Below are 16,072 nucleotides of genomic sequence, written 5' to 3'. Positions count from 1 at the left end.
TTTAAATATGGTTGACCGGTCTATCCGCATTGGCGGGGAAGCTAAGACTTGAAGCGCATCGCTGCCGATACCCGGGTTGCTGTCATCATTCCAGCTTACGGTCAACCCTGGCTTACCTGTGAAACTCTGCATACCGCACTGAATCAGATCGCTGATTTCAACTATTCCATTGTCATCGTCAACGACGGGTGTCCAACGACAGAGACACATGATGTGTGCCAGACCTTCGCTTCCGGTTTTCCCGAGCAGGTCTTTTACCTATCGAGGAGCAATGGCGGCCTTAGCTCGGCCCGCAATTGCGGAATAGAGTTTGCGCTTGCTGCGTTTTCACAGCTGGAGGCAGTGTATTTTCTCGACTGCGATAACCGGATCGGACCTCATCTGCTTCAGCGTCTGGTTGATGCACTGCGCACATCTGGTCCGGAAATCGGATGGGCATACCCGGACGTGACTAAGTTCGGTTTCGCCGAAGCTGCAGATACATCTGGTCCCTATTCGCCATTGGAACATTTGTTTCGCAATTTTTGCGAGGCCGGTAGCATGGCTTCGCGCCGAATGCTGGACGCTGGAATCCGCTTTGATACCGAAATGCGTCAAGGCGTCGAGGATTGGGAATTTTGGCTGCAAGGCATGGAAAAAGGGTTTCGCGGCGTACATGTCGCAGATACAGGTTTCTCCTATCGCAGGCGCGGCGAAAGCATGCTGGTTGCTGCCGAGCGGGACTTCGCTTCCATCAAACGTTACATCCGCCACCGTCATCCGCAACTCTACAATCCGCGCAATGTTCTCAGGTTGGAGGCGGATGCCCGATCTCGCTATGCGGTGTACCATCCCGACACCGACTGTGTGAGCTGCTTCACTGTAGCCAATGATATCGAGGAGCTGACACTTCAGGAATTTATCATGCGCCTCCTTCAGGCAGGCCAGCGGCCCGCCTACGGCTCATGCCCCGGCCAATTGATTGCCATGAGCCGGTCTCTTTTCAATGCGTTTCAAGCGAATGGGCAGCTCCAGGGTGTCCTTTGGACGCTGGAATGCGCGCTTTCTCGATCCACGTTTGTCGAATGCTCGGTCCGACACCGCGTCGCAACGAGGCCTTCCATTTTTTGGACCAAGGGAATTGACGCCCAAAAAGATGGGTCGCCCGATGAGACGATCTTGGCCATCGAGTGTACCGAACTTGTTCGTCATGCGCTCTCGGGCGCGACAGATATTCGTGGCGGGGTGACGCAGGGCGGAAAACAGCATCAATATCTGCGGTTCCATATTGAATGTTCTGGCGCGGCTCCAGATCAAGTTGATCAAAGCCGCGACAGTCTCCAAATATTATGCCACGGGATTAGCGAGGTGGCAGGGTCGGCGCGACGCGAGCTGTGGGACGGGGTTGCCCTGGACCGCTACCGCGCTCAAACGGCATTGCCTCGCCATGTATATCCAGAACTCTTCAATCTGCCTTCAGTGCTTCCGTCAGGTGCAGAGCCGGGGAGACGATATGCTGCCTTGATCTTGAACTCGACAGAGACAGGGAAGTTAAACGCTGCCGAAGACCTCGCAAAAGCTCTCGATTTCGAGGGGCATATTGTGCACCTTTTCCTTTTCGCACCAGCTTGTCCCGAGATTGCAGCTCGATCTTCGTTTTCGCAGATTATCACGATGCCTCTACCGCACCTCTTGTCCGGTGTGAGATCTGATACCTATCAGGCTGGCTTGATATCGAGACTGGAGCCAGGACATATGAACGAAGCCATTGGTGCCCTTGCAACTTATGATCGAGTGGTAAGTGTGGATGGTGGCCTATCGCATTCGTTGATGGGTTCACTTAGACGATTGAAAGTGGAGACGTGGGCGTTGCTGGGATGTGATACGGGCAAAGTGACGAGCGCGGAGATCAATGCGTGCTCGGCCTTCGAACAGGCCTATAGTGCCATTATACTTCCCGATATCGAAACGGCACACCTTTGTAGGGCATTCGGGATTCCGGATGCGCGATTGCGCATCTGGTCAAACGTCATTAACTCAGCCGAAGAGTTCATCACGGCGGACATATCCTGATGCTGCGCGCCCCTTCCTATATGTTGTCAAGACTCCATGATGGAAATCCGAAAATCATCATCCTCACACCGGACTCTGCGCAACCGGATTATGAACTTCCGTTGGATCAATACGTCTTTCAGCTGGTTGATGATAATCATTTCATTTTAGTGCCGAACGAGGAAGATGCCCATCCCACGCAGGACATTCATTCGTTCGATTTGCCGCCATCAAACGTGTGGGCATTTTGGGCCCCAGTTTCGATCAAGGACACATCTCTGGACGCGCTGAAGACTTGGTGCGTCAACACCAGCGGCAAAGAGTTTGACGCTCCAATCGTGACGGGAGGCCGGCAGGCACTTATGGAATTGCTGCTCGCCCGGTCATTGCGGGAAGGACGAAGGCTGGGCACCATGAACCTTGATTTGATGCGGGATCTGGCGGCCCTGCGTGAGAGCTGGCTCAATCATGTCAAGATCCCGGCGGAGATCGAGGAACTCCTTACAAACCTACGTCTCGCTTCGCCGCGACTGATCTTCAGCAACTCTGACACTCCGGACCGCGGTTCGATTCCAATCGGAACATCCTACGAATCGCGCATAAGCCAGCCACTGCCAATCGGTGCGCGCGGGTTGCTCGGATTTGACTTGGATATCATCGATACCGGAGCCGGGAGCGGAACTCTGTTCGCACAAGTACTGGCACGTGACACTGACGCCGTGTTGGCAAAAGGGCACACCGCGTTTAACGCACTTTGTCCCGGTTGGCTTCCATTTCGCTTGCCAAGTGCATCAGCGGCATCGTCGCATTCACTGGAACTTCAAGTTTGGGCCGAAAGCGAAAGCGGGGCCATAGCCCCAAAAATTGCGGTTACGCCAGCAGGCTTGCTTTCCAAATTCGGTTTCAATTCTCAAGCGAGCGCCGGGCGAAGGTCCGAAATGCAAACCCAAATGCTGGCATTAAAACTATGGGGCGGTCTACCGGGCGTGGAGATGCCCGGACTCGAACGAGAATCTGTATACAAACCGCTGGCGGGTCTTGAAGTTCCGCTTCCGGATTCGCTTGTTGAGATGGTGCGATTGACGCGCGAAATGCCGGCTTCCTACCCGGTTTTTGGCTATATGGAGCGTGGAAAAGTGCTTCTTCGCCCTCTGAAGGCGATCCCCTCCGCTGCGGTCATACGATTGCCTGCAACACGGGGCCTCGTCGAGATTTCCTGTGAAGCATTCATCGACGATCGGCGCTGTGAAACGCGCCATCTTGGTGCTCGGGTTGTCGTGACCTCGGCAGGCGTGGACGCGGATGCTGCCGAGAGAGGGGAAGGAGTCCTTGCGGCCACAGATTGGGTCGAATTAAACGAGCCGACGATTCCATCCAGACTCATTGCTCGCCTTCCGGATGCGCGGAATGAACCTGTTGATTTGCATCTTTTTACGCGCTTGCCAGAACCAGGACCCGTGCCGCCACATGGACGCGTTGTATTCAGCCGATTTGTGGCCGAAGTTCACGCGGCATCGGCCTGGAACGCGTACCCGATCGTGATGGGCGAGCCGTAAGCAGTCACCGGGATCGCAGGCGCCCGGCACATTTCTTGGTTTGCCGTTACCCAAGGAAACGCTCGGCATCGGTGGAGCGGTTGTGCTATCTTATCCGGTAACCCAGCCGGGTCGAGGACGCCGGATACCCGTTCAGAACCGTTTACGGGTCGCCAAAGAGCCCGCTGAACGCATTCGACGCTGGATGGCTAGTCATCTGTCAACAAATTTCGGAGCAGACCATTCGGTGCCGTCTCGCGAAATTTTGGTAGAATTTCTCATGTATCGGCGGGGTGTAGGCTTGCAGTTGGGATACCACGGGGAACTCTGCTAGTGGAACGCAAGTTAACGGCGATTTTAGCCGCCGATGTGGCACGGTACTCTGCCTTAATGGAGGCAGACGAAGCAGCGACGTTTGAACGGCTGAGGTCGGACCGTAAAGAGCTATTCGAGCCAGAAATCAAGAAACATCACGGGCGCATATTCAAGGTCATGGGCGACGGTCTGCTGGCCGAGTTCGGCAGCGTCGTCGACGCGGTCGAATGCGCCGTGACCCTCCAACGCGGCATGGCTGAGCGGAATGCGAGGGTTGGTGAAGGGATCGAAGTACGTATCGGAATCAATCTCGGCGAGGTGATCGTCGAAGGAAGCGACCGTTACGGCGATGGCGTTAACATAGCGGCCCGCCTGCAAGAGCTCGCTGACCCGGGCGGTATCTGCGTATCAGGCAAGGTGTCGAAGGAGATTGAGAAGAAACTCCCCATCCGTCTCGAACCAATGGGGGAAAAGCGAGTGAAAAACATCACTGAACCGGTCGCCTGTTATCGCGTAAATCTGGAAGCATTTCCGACGCAGATTGATCGGCCCTTGCCAAATTCAGATACTCGGTCCGAACGAACGTCAATCGCCGTTTTACCGTTCGACAATATGAGCGGCGATCCGGAACAGGAATACTTCTCCGACGGCATCACTGAGGACATTATTACGGACCTGTCGAAAATTTCCGGCCTCCAGGTGGTCGCCCGCAACACCGTTTTCACCTACAAGGACAAGCCTATTCTGGCCCTGCAAGCCGCGGCGGAACTCGGGGTGAAGTTTCTTCTGGAGGGCAGCGTCCGCAAGGCCGGGTCCCGCATTCGCGTCACCGGCCAGCTCATCGACGGCAAGAATGGGAGCCATGTATGGGCAGACCGCTACGATCGGGAGTTGACCGATATATTCGCGATCCAGGACGAGATCACACAGGCCATCGTGAATCAGCTGAAAGTGAAACTACTTCCGGAAGAGCAGAAGGCGATCCAGGCGGCACCGCCTACAGAAAATGTTGAGGCGTACGCTTTCTACCTCAGAGGAAGACAGTTTTCCCACATGTGCTCGAAATCCTACGTACAAATGGCGCGTCGCATGTTCACTAGGGCAGCAGAACTCGACCCTGGCTACGCACGCGCCTACTCCGGTATCGCTGACTGCGATTCAATTCTCCATTCCTGGCACCACGTCGAGGTCTCGATAGACGGCATCCTGGCAATGAGTGCTAAGGCTCTGTCACTAGACCCCAAATTGGCTGAGGCCCATGCGTCTCGCGGGCTCGCCCTGCAATTCGGCGGCCGCCACCAGGAGGCGGCTGCCGAATTCGACCAAGCACTTTCGCTCGATCCAAATTTGTACGAAGCCAATTACTTCTATGCCCGGTTTTTCAATGCTCAGGGCGATTTCGAGCAAGCTGCCAAGTATTTCGAACGTGCCGCGGAGATACGCTCCGACGATTACCGCTCCCCCGTTCTACTGACTGCAGTTTACCGCTCTCTCGGACGTGAGGAGGACAGGATCAGAGCAGCACGACTGGGTTTGGAGCGGGCCGAGCACGAACTCAATCGGCATCCCGAGAATTCGGGTCCCGCCCAACTTGGCGCTCTAGCGCTCGCGCATCTCGGCGAGCGAGACCGGGCCAAAGAGTGGGCCGCCCGCGCAATAGCCATAGATCCCGATGATCTTTTGGCCCTTTACAACATCGCATGCACCTATTCGCAGCTTGGCGAAACCGATATGGCAATCGATGTTCTGGAAAAAGTTCTGCCGCACGCCAGTGCCGAGCAGATTTTGTGGTTCAGCAAGGACTCAGACTTGAACCCTCTTCGAAGCCACACGCGCTTCCAAAAATTGTTTGAGAGGAGCGCCCCTCTCTGATCCGTCAGTCTTACCTATGCTTCCACAGTGTTGAACTTCATCGAGTCGTATGCCGGCATGCGCTCACCAATGTCAGCACAATCAGCTTCGTGACGCAAAACCTCTTCACATTGATGTTGCGAAATCCTTACCTCGACGCTGCTCAACGTCGAAGTCACACGCCGCAAGGTCGAGCGCGAACGCTCAGTCAGCAGCTCCGTGTATCCGTTTTCATCTACGGCCGCGTCCGGCGAACACGATAACAAACGCTACGTCCTCAATGCGTCCGACGGCAGAACCTGCCAGAGACGTTTACATCTCCGGCGTTCGGGTTCGGCCGTCGAGACTGCATCGATAGAGGGCTGGGTAGCAGCAACCGCTGGTTTGGCTCTCACAAGCCGAGACCGAGAATTCAGTTATTCAGTCAACGCTGAGGTTGTCAGCAGACGATTTGCCGGAACGGCGGTCTTGGACGATCTCGTACTTGATTTTCTGGCCATCATTGAGGGCACGCAATCCAGCCCGCTCGACTGCAGAGATATGGACGAAAACATCAGTACCGCCATCGTCCGGCTGGATGAAGCCAAAACCTTTTGTGGCGTTAAACCATTTCACAGTGCCAGTAGCCATTTTCATCTTCTTCGCGCGTAAGAGTTTCCAAAAGATTGGGTAATCCGAGTGTAGTGCCACCGGAGACTTATGGGCTCGGCAGGAAATGTCAATCAGTAGAATTTTCCGGCGCGATCATAATGCGCTGTCGTCGAGGATGCCAACCGCGATCTGCGGCCTGCCACGAGGCTCAAAAATATGGCGCAACAGCCGGAAAGTTGGAACGGGTTCATCTCAGATTTTCCATCGGCACTTTGTCCATATCGGTGAAACTCATATTGTCCCCCGCCATCGCCCAAATGAAAGAGTATCGTCCGGTGCCAGCACCGGAGTGGATGGACCACCCAGGCGACAGCACCGCCTCGTGGCTTTTCAAGACCAGATGCCTCGTTTCGTGCGGCTCCCCCATGAAATGGAAGATGCGTGTCGCCTCGTCCATGCCGAAATAGAGATAAACCTCCATCCGCCTGTCGTGCAGATGTGCTGGCATCGTGTTCCAGACCGATCCGGCCTCGAACGTGGTGAGTCCCACCAGGAGCTGGCAGCTTTCGCAGACATCCGGGTGCACATATTGGTTGATTGTGCGGGCATTGGCATCTTCGGCAGAGCCCATGCGCACTTTCTTCGCCATGTCGAGCGTGATGTGCACGGTCGGACAGGCACGATGTGCGGGCGTACTTAAAAGATAGAACTCAGCAGGATTGTCCCGGTCGTCGCTGCGGAAAGACAGTGGTCCCTGCCCCATGCCGACATAGAGCGCATCCTGAAATGCGAGTGAATGCTCGACATCGCCGACGATGACCGTGCCACTGCCGCCGATATTGAGAACGGCAGCTTCGCGCCGTTCGAGAAACTGCTCCGTACCAGTTTCCTTGACCCTATCAATGACAAGAGTTTCGCTTGTCGGAACGATCCCTGCGACGATCATCCGATCGAGATGGCTATAGGTGAGTTTTATGCGTCCCTTCGAGAATAGTTCCTCGATCAGAAATCCTTCCCGCAAGCCTTGCGTATCCCGCTTTGCGGCATCTTCTGGACCAACGACCTGGCGTACGTTTACGGATATTGTCACGGCATTTGCCTCTTGCGTTTGACAGACATTTCAGGTGAGGACCACATATTCGGTGAGCTGACTTATGGTGGTATCTGCCTTCTTCACATCGAACACCTTGGTTCCATGGCTCATGATTACGAAACGGTCGCAAACCTGGTAAGCGTGATACAAATTATGTGTCACCAGCACGCTCGACACGTTCTCTGCCTTCAGTTTCAGAACCTGCGCGAGCAGCGCTTCCGTTTCGCGTACGGACAAAGCAGAAGTCGGTTCATCGAGCAGGAGCACCCGCCGCTTGAAGAAGACAGCGCGGGCGATGGCGACCGCTTGCTTCTGGCCGCCCGACAGATCACCCACCAGCTTGTCGGGTGAATCAATGCCGGAAATGTGGACGGCTTTCTCCAGGACCTCCATGGCAATTTCACGCATTTCGGTCTGTTTCAAGAATCCGAATGCATTGGTACGCTCACGCCCCATGAAGATGTTGCGCGTGATCGACAGAGAATCCACGAGCGCAGTGTTCTGATAAATGGTTTCAATGCCGGCATCGGCGGAATCGGACCGGCAGGTGAACATCGTCTTTTGACCGTCGATGCTCAGATAGCCGGAGGTCGGCTTCTGAATCCCTGAAATCAGATTGACGGTGGTTGATTTGCCGGCCCCGTTGTCGCCCAAAAGACCGACGACCTCGCTGTGGCCGACATGGAAGCTCAGGTCCCGTAGCGCGGTCAGCGCACCATAACTCTTGGAGATATTGTGCAATTCCAGAAGATTGGATGAGGAAATCATGCAGCGCCCCGGCGTTCGATGAGATGGTTGAACGCGGCGGCGACAACGATCAGGGTTGCGATGAACATGTCGAGGTAGAAGCCTGGCGCTCTTAACAATAAAAGCACATCGGTGATGGTGTGGATCAGCATGACACCGAGGAAGATGCCGATGATCGATCCGCGTCCGCCGCTCAGCGAAAGCCCGCCTATGACGCACGCGGCTATCGCCTGCAGCTCGAGCCCTGCCCCCTGCCCAGGCTGAACGCTGCCGACGCGCGCGGTCGCGATGATGCCCGCAACGGCAGCCATGCCGCCAGCTATGGCAAAGGCAATGAGCTTGACGCGATCGGTGTTGATGCCGATGGCCGTTGCGGCAGCACGATTGCCGCCGGTAGCAAACACATGGTTGCCGAACTTATGGCGGTGCAGCAGCAGATAGAAGCCCACGACGAACAAAATGATCCAAATAAATGCGGCGTTCACACCGAAGATCGTACCGGCAAACAGGCTGGAGAAGATTGGTTCCGGATCGAAACGTACCTGGACGGCGCCATTGTAGAGCAGCACCGCGCCGCGCCAGAACAGGAGGCCGCCCAGCGTGACGATGAAGGACGGCAGGCCGAAGCGCAGCGTGATCGTCCCGTTGAGAAGACCGATCAACACACCTGTGAGGATACCGAGCGGCGCGGCAATGAAGGCGCTCACGCCAGTATCCACCAAAGTCGCTATCAAGACTGCCGTAAAGGTGTAGACGGAACCAATGGACAGATCGAACTCGCCCGCAATCATCAGGATACCGGCGCCGAGTGCCAGGCATCCGAGCACGGGTATTGCCTTCATGAGGATCGTGAGGTTTTGTGGCGACAAATAACGGAAGTCGTCGGGATAGACGAGCGCGCCAACGATACAGACAATCTGCAGAGCCACGAAAACCAGCAAAATGGCGCCCGCAGGCATGGCCATGATCTGCTTCAGCAGCGATTGTTTTCGGGTGCGCGATTTCGGCACAACACTGTCGGTCATGGTGTAAGTCACTGTCGTTACTCTTTCTGCAGGGATGGCGAAGACCCTTCGGTTTTGGCCGAAAGGTCTTCCAGGCTTGGTGCCCTATCGATAACTGCCGATCAGCGGCTTGACAGAGCTGATGCGCGATTTGTCAAGAAATGCGCCCTGACCCGTATCAACATCCGTCGGCGTCAGACCGTATTTTTTCGCAAGCGCGATTTGGGCAATGGGATAGTAGCCTTGCAGGTAGGGCTGCTGGTCCATCGTCGCAAACATGGCACCCGATTCCACTGCATTGACAATTTCTACCGCAAGATCGAACCCGCCGAACGGAATGTTGACGCCGGCGTCCTTGATGGCGCCTGCCCCTACCGTCGAGGTAACAGATCCGGTGCCGAACAGCGCCTTAACGCCAGGATTTGCAATCAGAAATTGGGCGATGATGTTCTGCGCCTCGGCTGGATCGAGGCCAGAGCGAACGGTCTCGACCTTAATGCCCTTTTCCGTCATTGCCTTCTCGATGCCGCCACCGCGCGCAACTGCGAAGCTCGCCTCGGGAATTTCGCGCGGGTTGAATACGACATCACCTTGTTTGAGGCCGAACTGCTCGATCATGCGATTGCCAAGTTCATAACCTGACGCAAACTCGTTCATTCCGACATAAGCTTGGCGGCAATTGCCCTTGGCTCCTTCGAGATCGTCATTGTTGAACCCGATAACGATGATCCCCGCTTTGACTGCCGAGCAGATGCTGGCATCGAATGCATCGGAACTGGAAATTGCAACCGCGATACCATCGACGCCGCTGACGGTAGCGCTCTCGATAAGGTCATTCTGTCGGACCGGATCGTTGTTTGCATATTGCACGTCGAGATCTACGCCGAACTGCGCGGCGGCATCCTGTGCGCCTTTGACCACGGGATTGAAGAACTGGACACTCGGATCGAGGTAGATGATCATTGTTGCCTTGACATCGGCCGCGACGGCGGTAGATGTAAAAGCCATAGCTGCGCACGCCGCAAACATTGCGGTTTTCAGTTTGGTCAATGTCATTTGCGTATCCTCCCTTGGATGTGCAATTGGGGTCATAAGACCCATGTCTTGGCTGGCGAGCTCCGACCAAAGATCGCGCCAGTCAAGATTTTCCCCTCCCCCTCAGTTGCCGATAACCAGCGTTACCCGAACCAAGGATCCGGCCGGCCCAAAGTCACGTGAATGCCTTTGAACTGCGAATACTCGTCAAAACCGTAGCGGCCGAGCTCACGCCCCAGACCGCTTTTCTTGTAGCCACCGATTGGTAGTTCTGGCGCACCGTCGATGACGCTATTGATCCAGCAGCGCCCGGCACGAATGCGCCGGATGCTTTGAAGAGCATTTTCGAGATTTGTAGACCAAACGCTGGCAGACAAACCGAATTCCGAGGCATTTGCCAAGGCGACAGCCTCATCGGCGGTCTTGAATGTCAGTGTCGACAGAACCGGTCCAAAGATTTCTTCCTGAGCGATCGACATGTCCGACGTTACCCCGGAAAACACGGTGGGCGCATAATAAAGCCCGGCACCCTCGCCGACCCTTGTTCCGCCGAGTAGCAATTCGGCACCGGCGTTCTGACCCGCCTCAACATAGGAATGCACCTTGGCGGCGTGCGCCTCAGAGATCATGGCGCCAATCTTCGTCCGTTCGTTCAACGGATCGCCGAAGGTAACCTTGCGGGAAATGTCGAGAATACGATCAAGCAGCGCATCGCGGATACCCTCCTGCACGAGGAGCCGGCTTCCCGAAATGCAACATTGGCCAGCATTGTGGTAGACACCATAGGCGATACCATCTGCTGCCGCTTGCAAATCCGCATCTGCGAAGACGATCTGCGGTCCCTTGCCACCCAGCTCGAGACCAACTCGCTTGATGCTACGCGCCGCTATCTCTCCGAGCTTCGTCCCAACCCGCACCGAACCGGTGAAGGCGATCATGTCGATTCCGGGATCCTCGGCCAGAACTTGCCCCGCCGGATCACCATAGCCGGTGACAACATTGAAGACGCCGTCAGGAATGCCGGCCTCGCGCGCCAGCTCCGCCATGCGGATCGACGTGCCGGAGGTGAACTCGGATGGCTTCAGCACGACCGTGCAGCCGCCGCCGATCGCCCACGGCACCCGCTCGGAGGCAATGATGAAGGGGAAGTTCCAAGGCGTGATGATGCCCACCACGCCAACGGGCTCCCTAAGCACGAGACCGAGCCGGTTGTCCCCGATATTGTTGTGAGTCTGGCCTTCCAGAGCTCGCGCCTGACCTGCCGCATAAGACCAGAGATCGGCGCAGAAAGTGATTTCTCCCCGCGCCTGGGCGATCGGCTTGCCAACCTCCAGGCTTTCGATCAGAGCGATCTCCTCCACATGGGCAAGAATGAGCTCCGCCGTCTTGAACATCAGCCGCGACCGTTCGGCACCCGACATGCGCGGCCATGGGCCGCTATCGAAGGCACGGCGAGCGGCTGCAATAGCTGTGCGGACATCATCCGCAGACGCTTCGGGCCACACTCCGACAACAATGCCTGAATGCCCCGGGCTTGTGCGATCTATAGTTCGGCCCGAGCCGGCATCGACGGATTTCCCATCGACAAGCATCTGGTAGCGGATTTTACTCTGCAGACGTGGATCAGTAGAATCCGGAGTTATGAAATTGCTCTGTATCGTCAATCGACCTACCGGGATTTCTGCCCCGGCCCCCCGTCCCGGCCCGGCAAATCGAGCGCCGCGCTTGTCTTGTCGCCAAATTGTATGGTACTGTATGGTGGTTATAAATGGATGTCAACGAGACAGTGGCGACGAAAAGCTTGAACATTGAAACTCTGAAAATCGAGACCGGGGAGACGACGGCCGCTCAGGTCGAGCGAGACCTTCGCGAGGCAATCATCCGACTCGACCTTGCGCCCGGTTCGCGCCTCTCCGAACAGGAAATCGCCACTCGGATGGGGGTGTCGCGCCAGCCGGTTCGCGAAGCCCTCATCGCTCTCGCAAAATCCAAACTCGTAGAAATCCGTCCAAATCGTGGAACAGTCGTGGTCAAGATTTCGGCACGGCAGATGATGGAGGCCCGCTTCGTTCGAGAAGCAATAGAGGTTGCCGTAGTACGCCGCGCCAGCGACAGTTTCGACAGTTGGACCCGGAGCAAGCTGGACGGTATTTTGGCGCGTCAGAAGCAAGCGATGGCAATACACGATCACAATGCATTCCGACGAGAGGATGAGCAGTTTCACATCGCCATCGCACAAGGGGCTGGCTGCGGTCTCGCTTGGAATGCGATTTCAGACATCAAGGCGCATATGGATAGGGTCTGCAATCTTCAACTACGCAACCCTGCCTCAATTGCAAATCTGATTACCCAGCACGAATGTATTCTAGCGGCTATCGACGCGAAGAATGCAGACGCCGCGGCCGATGCCATGCGTTCGCATCTAAACGGCATTCTCAATGATCTGCCGCAGATCGAATCCGAAAATCGTGAACTGTTCGAATAGGAATGCTCATCCTATCCGCACCGAGCCTGGACAGGACTAGTGTTCTGATAGGTACGCTTTTTGGTCCAGTCGTCTCTTCAGCATGCTGAGTGCGAATTTCAAAGCACGGAAAGTCTCACTTACAATATTGCGTAAGCGGCGCAGCCAAAACTCATCGGTTTGCGTGGACCAGTGTAAGGCGGTCCGATTAGCCAACAAATGCGCGTCTGCAGAGAGTAACCATGGATTTGCCGAGCGTCCCCGTTCTTGCCACATTGTCGGGCGGCTGGCGAAAGAGCATGCGAAGGATCTCGTTGTGCTGCTCGAAACCGGGCGAGATTCTGAAGCAGTGACTGAGGTTTCCGCCGCTCAGATCAATTTTTATCCAGCCAACGTGACCAAATTTAAGTGTCCCTTCTCCCCAATCGTTTGCCTCCAGATTGTTAATAACCACGTGCTGCGTCGACATGGCCTCGATTGTCACCTGGTGCTTAGCGTTACCGGCCTGCAATGTGGCTGGGATCCTCATCTTGATCAATTCTTCTTGTCCGAACCGGGGGAGCTCTATGCATACCAGAAGGCTGATAAAGGAAATCAGCATTGAGAACCCAGACCACACGAGGTTAAGGCAATCGCGCTGCGAGAATTCGGTTGGTGAACTCCAGATAAATACCGTGGCGGCAACTGAAGTCGCCGACAACAAGGTAGCGAAGGCAAAGAAGGTTGCTGTAGGGGCATGTATCCGGACTGTTGATCGGTCGCCGCCTTTCTCAGTCACCTTGAACGGGCGCCCGAAAGGCTTGCGAACGGCCTGGCAGAGCGCGATTGTGATCGGCAGCGCCGTGATAGCGTGCGTAACTTCAGTGAAAAGCGGCAGTGTTCGCCCCGCCGAAATCCATGATGAGTAGCTCCAAAAGACCAGCAGCGCCGAAATCCCGTATTTCATGAACACGATCTCATCTGCCTGAATCGCCGTGACGTCGAACAGCCAATAGACCGATGGGGCGAATAGCATGCAGAGAATAAACGGTTTCGACAGCCAGCAAAGCAGACCGTGCACATAATGCAAACGCTGCGTCAGCGTGAAGCGGCCATACCCCAGCGGCCCATCTTTGAGAAGTCCGATCTGGATCGTACCCAAACACCAGCGCGTCCGCTGCGTAATGTATTCGGGAATACCCTCGGCGGAAAGTCCGACGCTCAGTTTCTCATTCAGCCACCGCGTGACGTAACCTCGCTCCATCAGGCGGTAGCTGAGCAGCATGTCTTCCGAAAGCGCCTCATGGGGAAATCCTCCCATTTCATTGAGTGCAGACCGTCGAACAACGAAACTGGTTCCGACGCAAAAGGCACAGCCTACTGCGTCCTTCGCCGGTTGAAATGTATCGAAGAACACCCGCTGATCATCGACGAAGGACGAACGAATGCCAAGATTGTGCTGGATCGGGTCCGAGTTGAAATAAAACTGGGGTGTTTGGACGAGCCCGACATTTTGAACTTCAAAGAGACCGACCACACGTTTGAGAAAGTTCCGCTGCGGGGCAAAGTCCGCATCCAGAACCATGATCAGGTCTGAACGATCATCGGAAAGGTTCGTGGTTTGCAAGGCGTTGTCGAGATTACCCGCCTTGGCATGGTGATTGTCGGGACGGGTCAAATAGTTTAGGCCGACCCGCGCACAATATTCTCTTATCTCGGGGCGCCGGGTGTCGTCGCACACGAATATGCGCAGCCTCGGATAATCCATTGCGCTGGCACAGATCACCGATTTTTCGAGAATATTGATCGGCTCATTATAGGTACAGATGAACACATCGACGGACGGATAATTCCCCGTCTTTTCCATTTCCTCTTGCCGCCGATCAGCCTCCTTCGTCCAGTCGGAACTGTGAAGGAGGATGACGATTGAACCTAGAGCGTAAATGATCGAGATCGCCTCAAATGCGAAATAAACATGCTGCCACAGGCTGGCTCCCGTCAGTTCCAGATCCGGCAACGTATCGAGCCACCGCCAGGAAAGGTAGAGTACGAGCGAGAGCATGGTGATGCCGCCGAAGAGTATCCGATCCGCAAGACGATCGCGATCGGCAAGCTTCGCGAAGGCAATGAACATCAATGCAATGCCAAGATCGAAAAGCAGGACACCGGCAACATCACTATCCACATTGAAAAACATGTTGCCTCAGTTGGGCTTGAATGGGTTGAACTGTGTCGCCGCAAGAATCGTCCATGCGGTAGCCCCAAGATGTGGCCAATGGTGATAGGTAAAGGCACTTCCCTGCCCCATCGCATCAATTGTGAGGCCCGTGGAAAGCTCCGACACCGGGGTGGCAAAAAGCCAGCCGCTGCCGGGATCGGCGTACTGAACGAGGCCATCAATGAGGCTCGATGCCCGCGCGTGCTCGCCGGCGAGGTTGAGCATGAGGGCGACCTGCGCCGTTCCCTCGACCCATAGCCCGTCGCGGTCACTGTTGAAGTCGTATCCCGCCGGAACTGCGAAGCGTTCGTCGATTAGACGCATAATCGCTTCCGATCCAACAAGACCGAGTGAGCATCCTGCCAATACCGGCCAGACCTGTACATCGAGCCAGGCATCGATCCCGTCGACTGGCTTGCCGGAATTGTCTGTCCCAATCAGAAAATGGCGGTCCTCGCGATACATGGCGGTGACGAAACGCTGGCTTTTCTCGGCCAGTTGCTGCCATTGTGTTTCGCCGGTTTTTGACCAAAGCCAATGGGCTGCCGCAAACGTGTCAATGTTGTGCTCCGTAGACATCCATTGGATCCGGACAGGTTCTGGTTCGAAACCATAATAACCGCCGGCGATTCCCAGCTTTCCATCTTCGCGGTTCAAATCCGCGAGCCAGCTTGCGAGGCGTTCCGCGCCCGCCTTATATTTGGTATCGGATGTCTTTTCGTGCAGTTGGAGGAGCGCCAACGCGGCCCAGGCGACATTCCCTGAAGCGGTGCTGATCTGGTACTCATCTTCGACCCACCGGCCGGCAGCGTCATCCCACCAACCAGGCAATGCAATTTTTTTTGCGACCGGACCCGAATGATAGGCGTTCCGAACGCGCCCATCCTTATAGAAGCGATCGTTCGAGCCAACGGCAAGGAACGCATCGCCAATTGCGCGTGCATCGTCCACCTGCCCGCAGGCAACAAAAGCCATCAGGGCCAGGGCATTGTCGTAGACGAAAGCCGTATCCTGCATGGGCCGCGGCAGTTCGCCGCCGCTTTCCGAAGCAAGGTAGCTCGGCAGGAACACACCATGTTCGTCGTGGTGGGGCGCCATCTGTTTTGCCATCGAAGCACAAAGAGCCAGCCCCAAATCACGGTCCGATGCGTGCGCTGATGTTGTCAGGGCACCAGCGATCAGCGCGCCGGCGATCTTTTGCCAACGCAT

Annotated in this window: 12 protein-coding genes; 4 read left to right on the top strand and 8 right to left on the bottom strand. The window is 55.8% G+C overall.

Annotation, left to right across the window (positions count from 1 at the left end; translation table 11 throughout):
* Positions 1–48: 48 nt before the first annotated feature.
* The 3 genes from K9U38_RS13600 to K9U38_RS13590 all read left to right on the top strand — a co-directional run bounded on the left by K9U38_RS13600 (position 49) and on the right by K9U38_RS13590 (position 5,753).
* On the top strand, positions 49–2,052 hold the full coding sequence (locus tag K9U38_RS13600; protein WP_224494877.1) for a glycosyltransferase family 2 protein: 2,004 nt from the start codon (positions 49–51) through the stop codon (positions 2,050–2,052).
* The gene (locus K9U38_RS13595; RefSeq protein WP_224494876.1) at positions 2,052–3,587 is read left to right on the top strand and encodes a DUF6212 domain-containing protein; all 1,536 of its coding nucleotides are present in this window, start codon (positions 2,052–2,054) and stop codon (positions 3,585–3,587) included. Before K9U38_RS13600 ends, K9U38_RS13595 begins: the two co-directional genes overlap by 1 nt.
* Positions 3,588–3,899: 312 nt before the next feature.
* A complete protein-coding gene (locus K9U38_RS13590) occupies positions 3,900–5,753 on the top strand; it encodes a TPR end-of-group domain-containing protein (RefSeq protein WP_224494875.1) in 1,854 nt (617 codons plus the stop codon).
* Positions 5,754–6,152: 399 nt separating this feature from the next.
* Here the strand turns inward: K9U38_RS13590 and K9U38_RS13585 are convergent, their stop codons facing one another.
* The 6 genes from K9U38_RS13585 to K9U38_RS13560 all read right to left on the bottom strand — a co-directional run bounded on the left by K9U38_RS13585 (position 6,153) and on the right by K9U38_RS13560 (position 11,860).
* On the bottom strand, positions 6,153–6,362 hold the full coding sequence (locus tag K9U38_RS13585) for a cold-shock protein (protein WP_224494874.1): 210 nt from the start codon (positions 6,360–6,362) through the stop codon (positions 6,153–6,155).
* A gap of 208 nt (positions 6,363–6,570) precedes the next feature.
* On the bottom strand, positions 6,571–7,413 hold the full coding sequence (gene kduI, locus K9U38_RS13580; RefSeq protein WP_224494873.1) for a 5-dehydro-4-deoxy-D-glucuronate isomerase: 843 nt from the start codon (positions 7,411–7,413) through the stop codon (positions 6,571–6,573).
* 30 nt (positions 7,414–7,443) lie between these two features.
* A complete protein-coding gene (locus tag K9U38_RS13575) occupies positions 7,444–8,181 on the bottom strand; it encodes an ATP-binding cassette domain-containing protein (RefSeq protein ID WP_224494991.1) in 738 nt (245 codons plus the stop codon).
* Positions 8,181–9,188 carry an ABC transporter permease gene (locus K9U38_RS13570; protein ID WP_255607207.1) on the bottom strand — a complete coding sequence of 336 codons (1,008 nt, stop codon included), beginning with the start codon at positions 9,186–9,188 and terminating at the stop codon, positions 8,181–8,183. Before K9U38_RS13570 ends, K9U38_RS13575 begins: the two co-directional genes overlap by 1 nt.
* 84 nt (positions 9,189–9,272) lie before the next feature.
* Complete coding sequence (locus tag K9U38_RS13565) at positions 9,273–10,223, bottom strand: sugar ABC transporter substrate-binding protein (RefSeq protein ID WP_224494871.1); 951 nt, start codon at positions 10,221–10,223, stop codon at positions 9,273–9,275.
* A 122-nt stretch (positions 10,224–10,345) separates the two neighbouring features.
* Positions 10,346–11,860, bottom strand: a complete 1,515-nt coding sequence (locus K9U38_RS13560; protein WP_224494990.1) for an aldehyde dehydrogenase family protein — start codon at positions 11,858–11,860, stop codon at positions 10,346–10,348.
* Positions 11,861–11,970: 110 nt separating this feature from the next.
* On the opposite strand from K9U38_RS13560, the gene K9U38_RS13555 reads away from it, so the two are divergent.
* On the top strand, positions 11,971–12,687 hold the full coding sequence (locus tag K9U38_RS13555) for a GntR family transcriptional regulator (protein ID WP_370631930.1): 717 nt from the start codon (positions 11,971–11,973) through the stop codon (positions 12,685–12,687).
* 187 nt (positions 12,688–12,874) lie between these two features.
* Here K9U38_RS13555 and K9U38_RS13550 read toward each other — a convergent pair whose 3' ends face one another.
* Complete coding sequence (locus K9U38_RS13550) at positions 12,875–14,842, bottom strand: glycosyltransferase family 2 protein (protein WP_224494869.1); 1,968 nt, start codon at positions 14,840–14,842, stop codon at positions 12,875–12,877.
* A 6-nt stretch (positions 14,843–14,848) separates the two neighbouring features.
* Positions 14,849–16,072, bottom strand: a complete 1,224-nt coding sequence (locus K9U38_RS13545) for a hypothetical protein (RefSeq protein WP_224494868.1) — start codon at positions 16,070–16,072, stop codon at positions 14,849–14,851.

The organism is Phyllobacterium lublinensis, assembly GCF_020164435.1.
GTDB classification, from domain to species: Bacteria; Pseudomonadota; Alphaproteobacteria; order Rhizobiales; family Rhizobiaceae; genus Phyllobacterium; species Phyllobacterium lublinensis.
This window is presented reverse-complemented; position numbering and strand designations above follow the sequence as displayed.

What these genes read in the sequence shown, in the direction of transcription:
- K9U38_RS13570 (WP_255607207.1), bottom strand. Translation starts at nt 9,188, where the DNA reads ATGACCGACAGTGTTGTGCCGAAATCGCGCACCCGAAAACAATCGCTG.
- K9U38_RS13555 (WP_370631930.1), top strand. Translation starts at nt 11,971, where the DNA reads ATGGATGTCAACGAGACAGTGGCGACGAAAAGCTTGAACATTGAAACT.
- K9U38_RS13545 (WP_224494868.1), bottom strand. Translation starts at nt 16,072, where the DNA reads ATGCGTTGGCAAAAGATCGCCGGCGCGCTGATCGCTGGTGCCCTGACA.
- K9U38_RS13585 (WP_224494874.1), bottom strand. Translation starts at nt 6,362, where the DNA reads ATGGCTACTGGCACTGTGAAATGGTTTAACGCCACAAAAGGTTTTGGC.
- K9U38_RS13595 (WP_224494876.1), top strand. Translation starts at nt 2,052, where the DNA reads ATGCTGCGCGCCCCTTCCTATATGTTGTCAAGACTCCATGATGGAAAT.
- K9U38_RS13565 (WP_224494871.1), bottom strand. Translation starts at nt 10,223, where the DNA reads ATGACATTGACCAAACTGAAAACCGCAATGTTTGCGGCGTGCGCAGCT.
- K9U38_RS13550 (WP_224494869.1), bottom strand. Translation starts at nt 14,842, where the DNA reads ATGTTTTTCAATGTGGATAGTGATGTTGCCGGTGTCCTGCTTTTCGAT.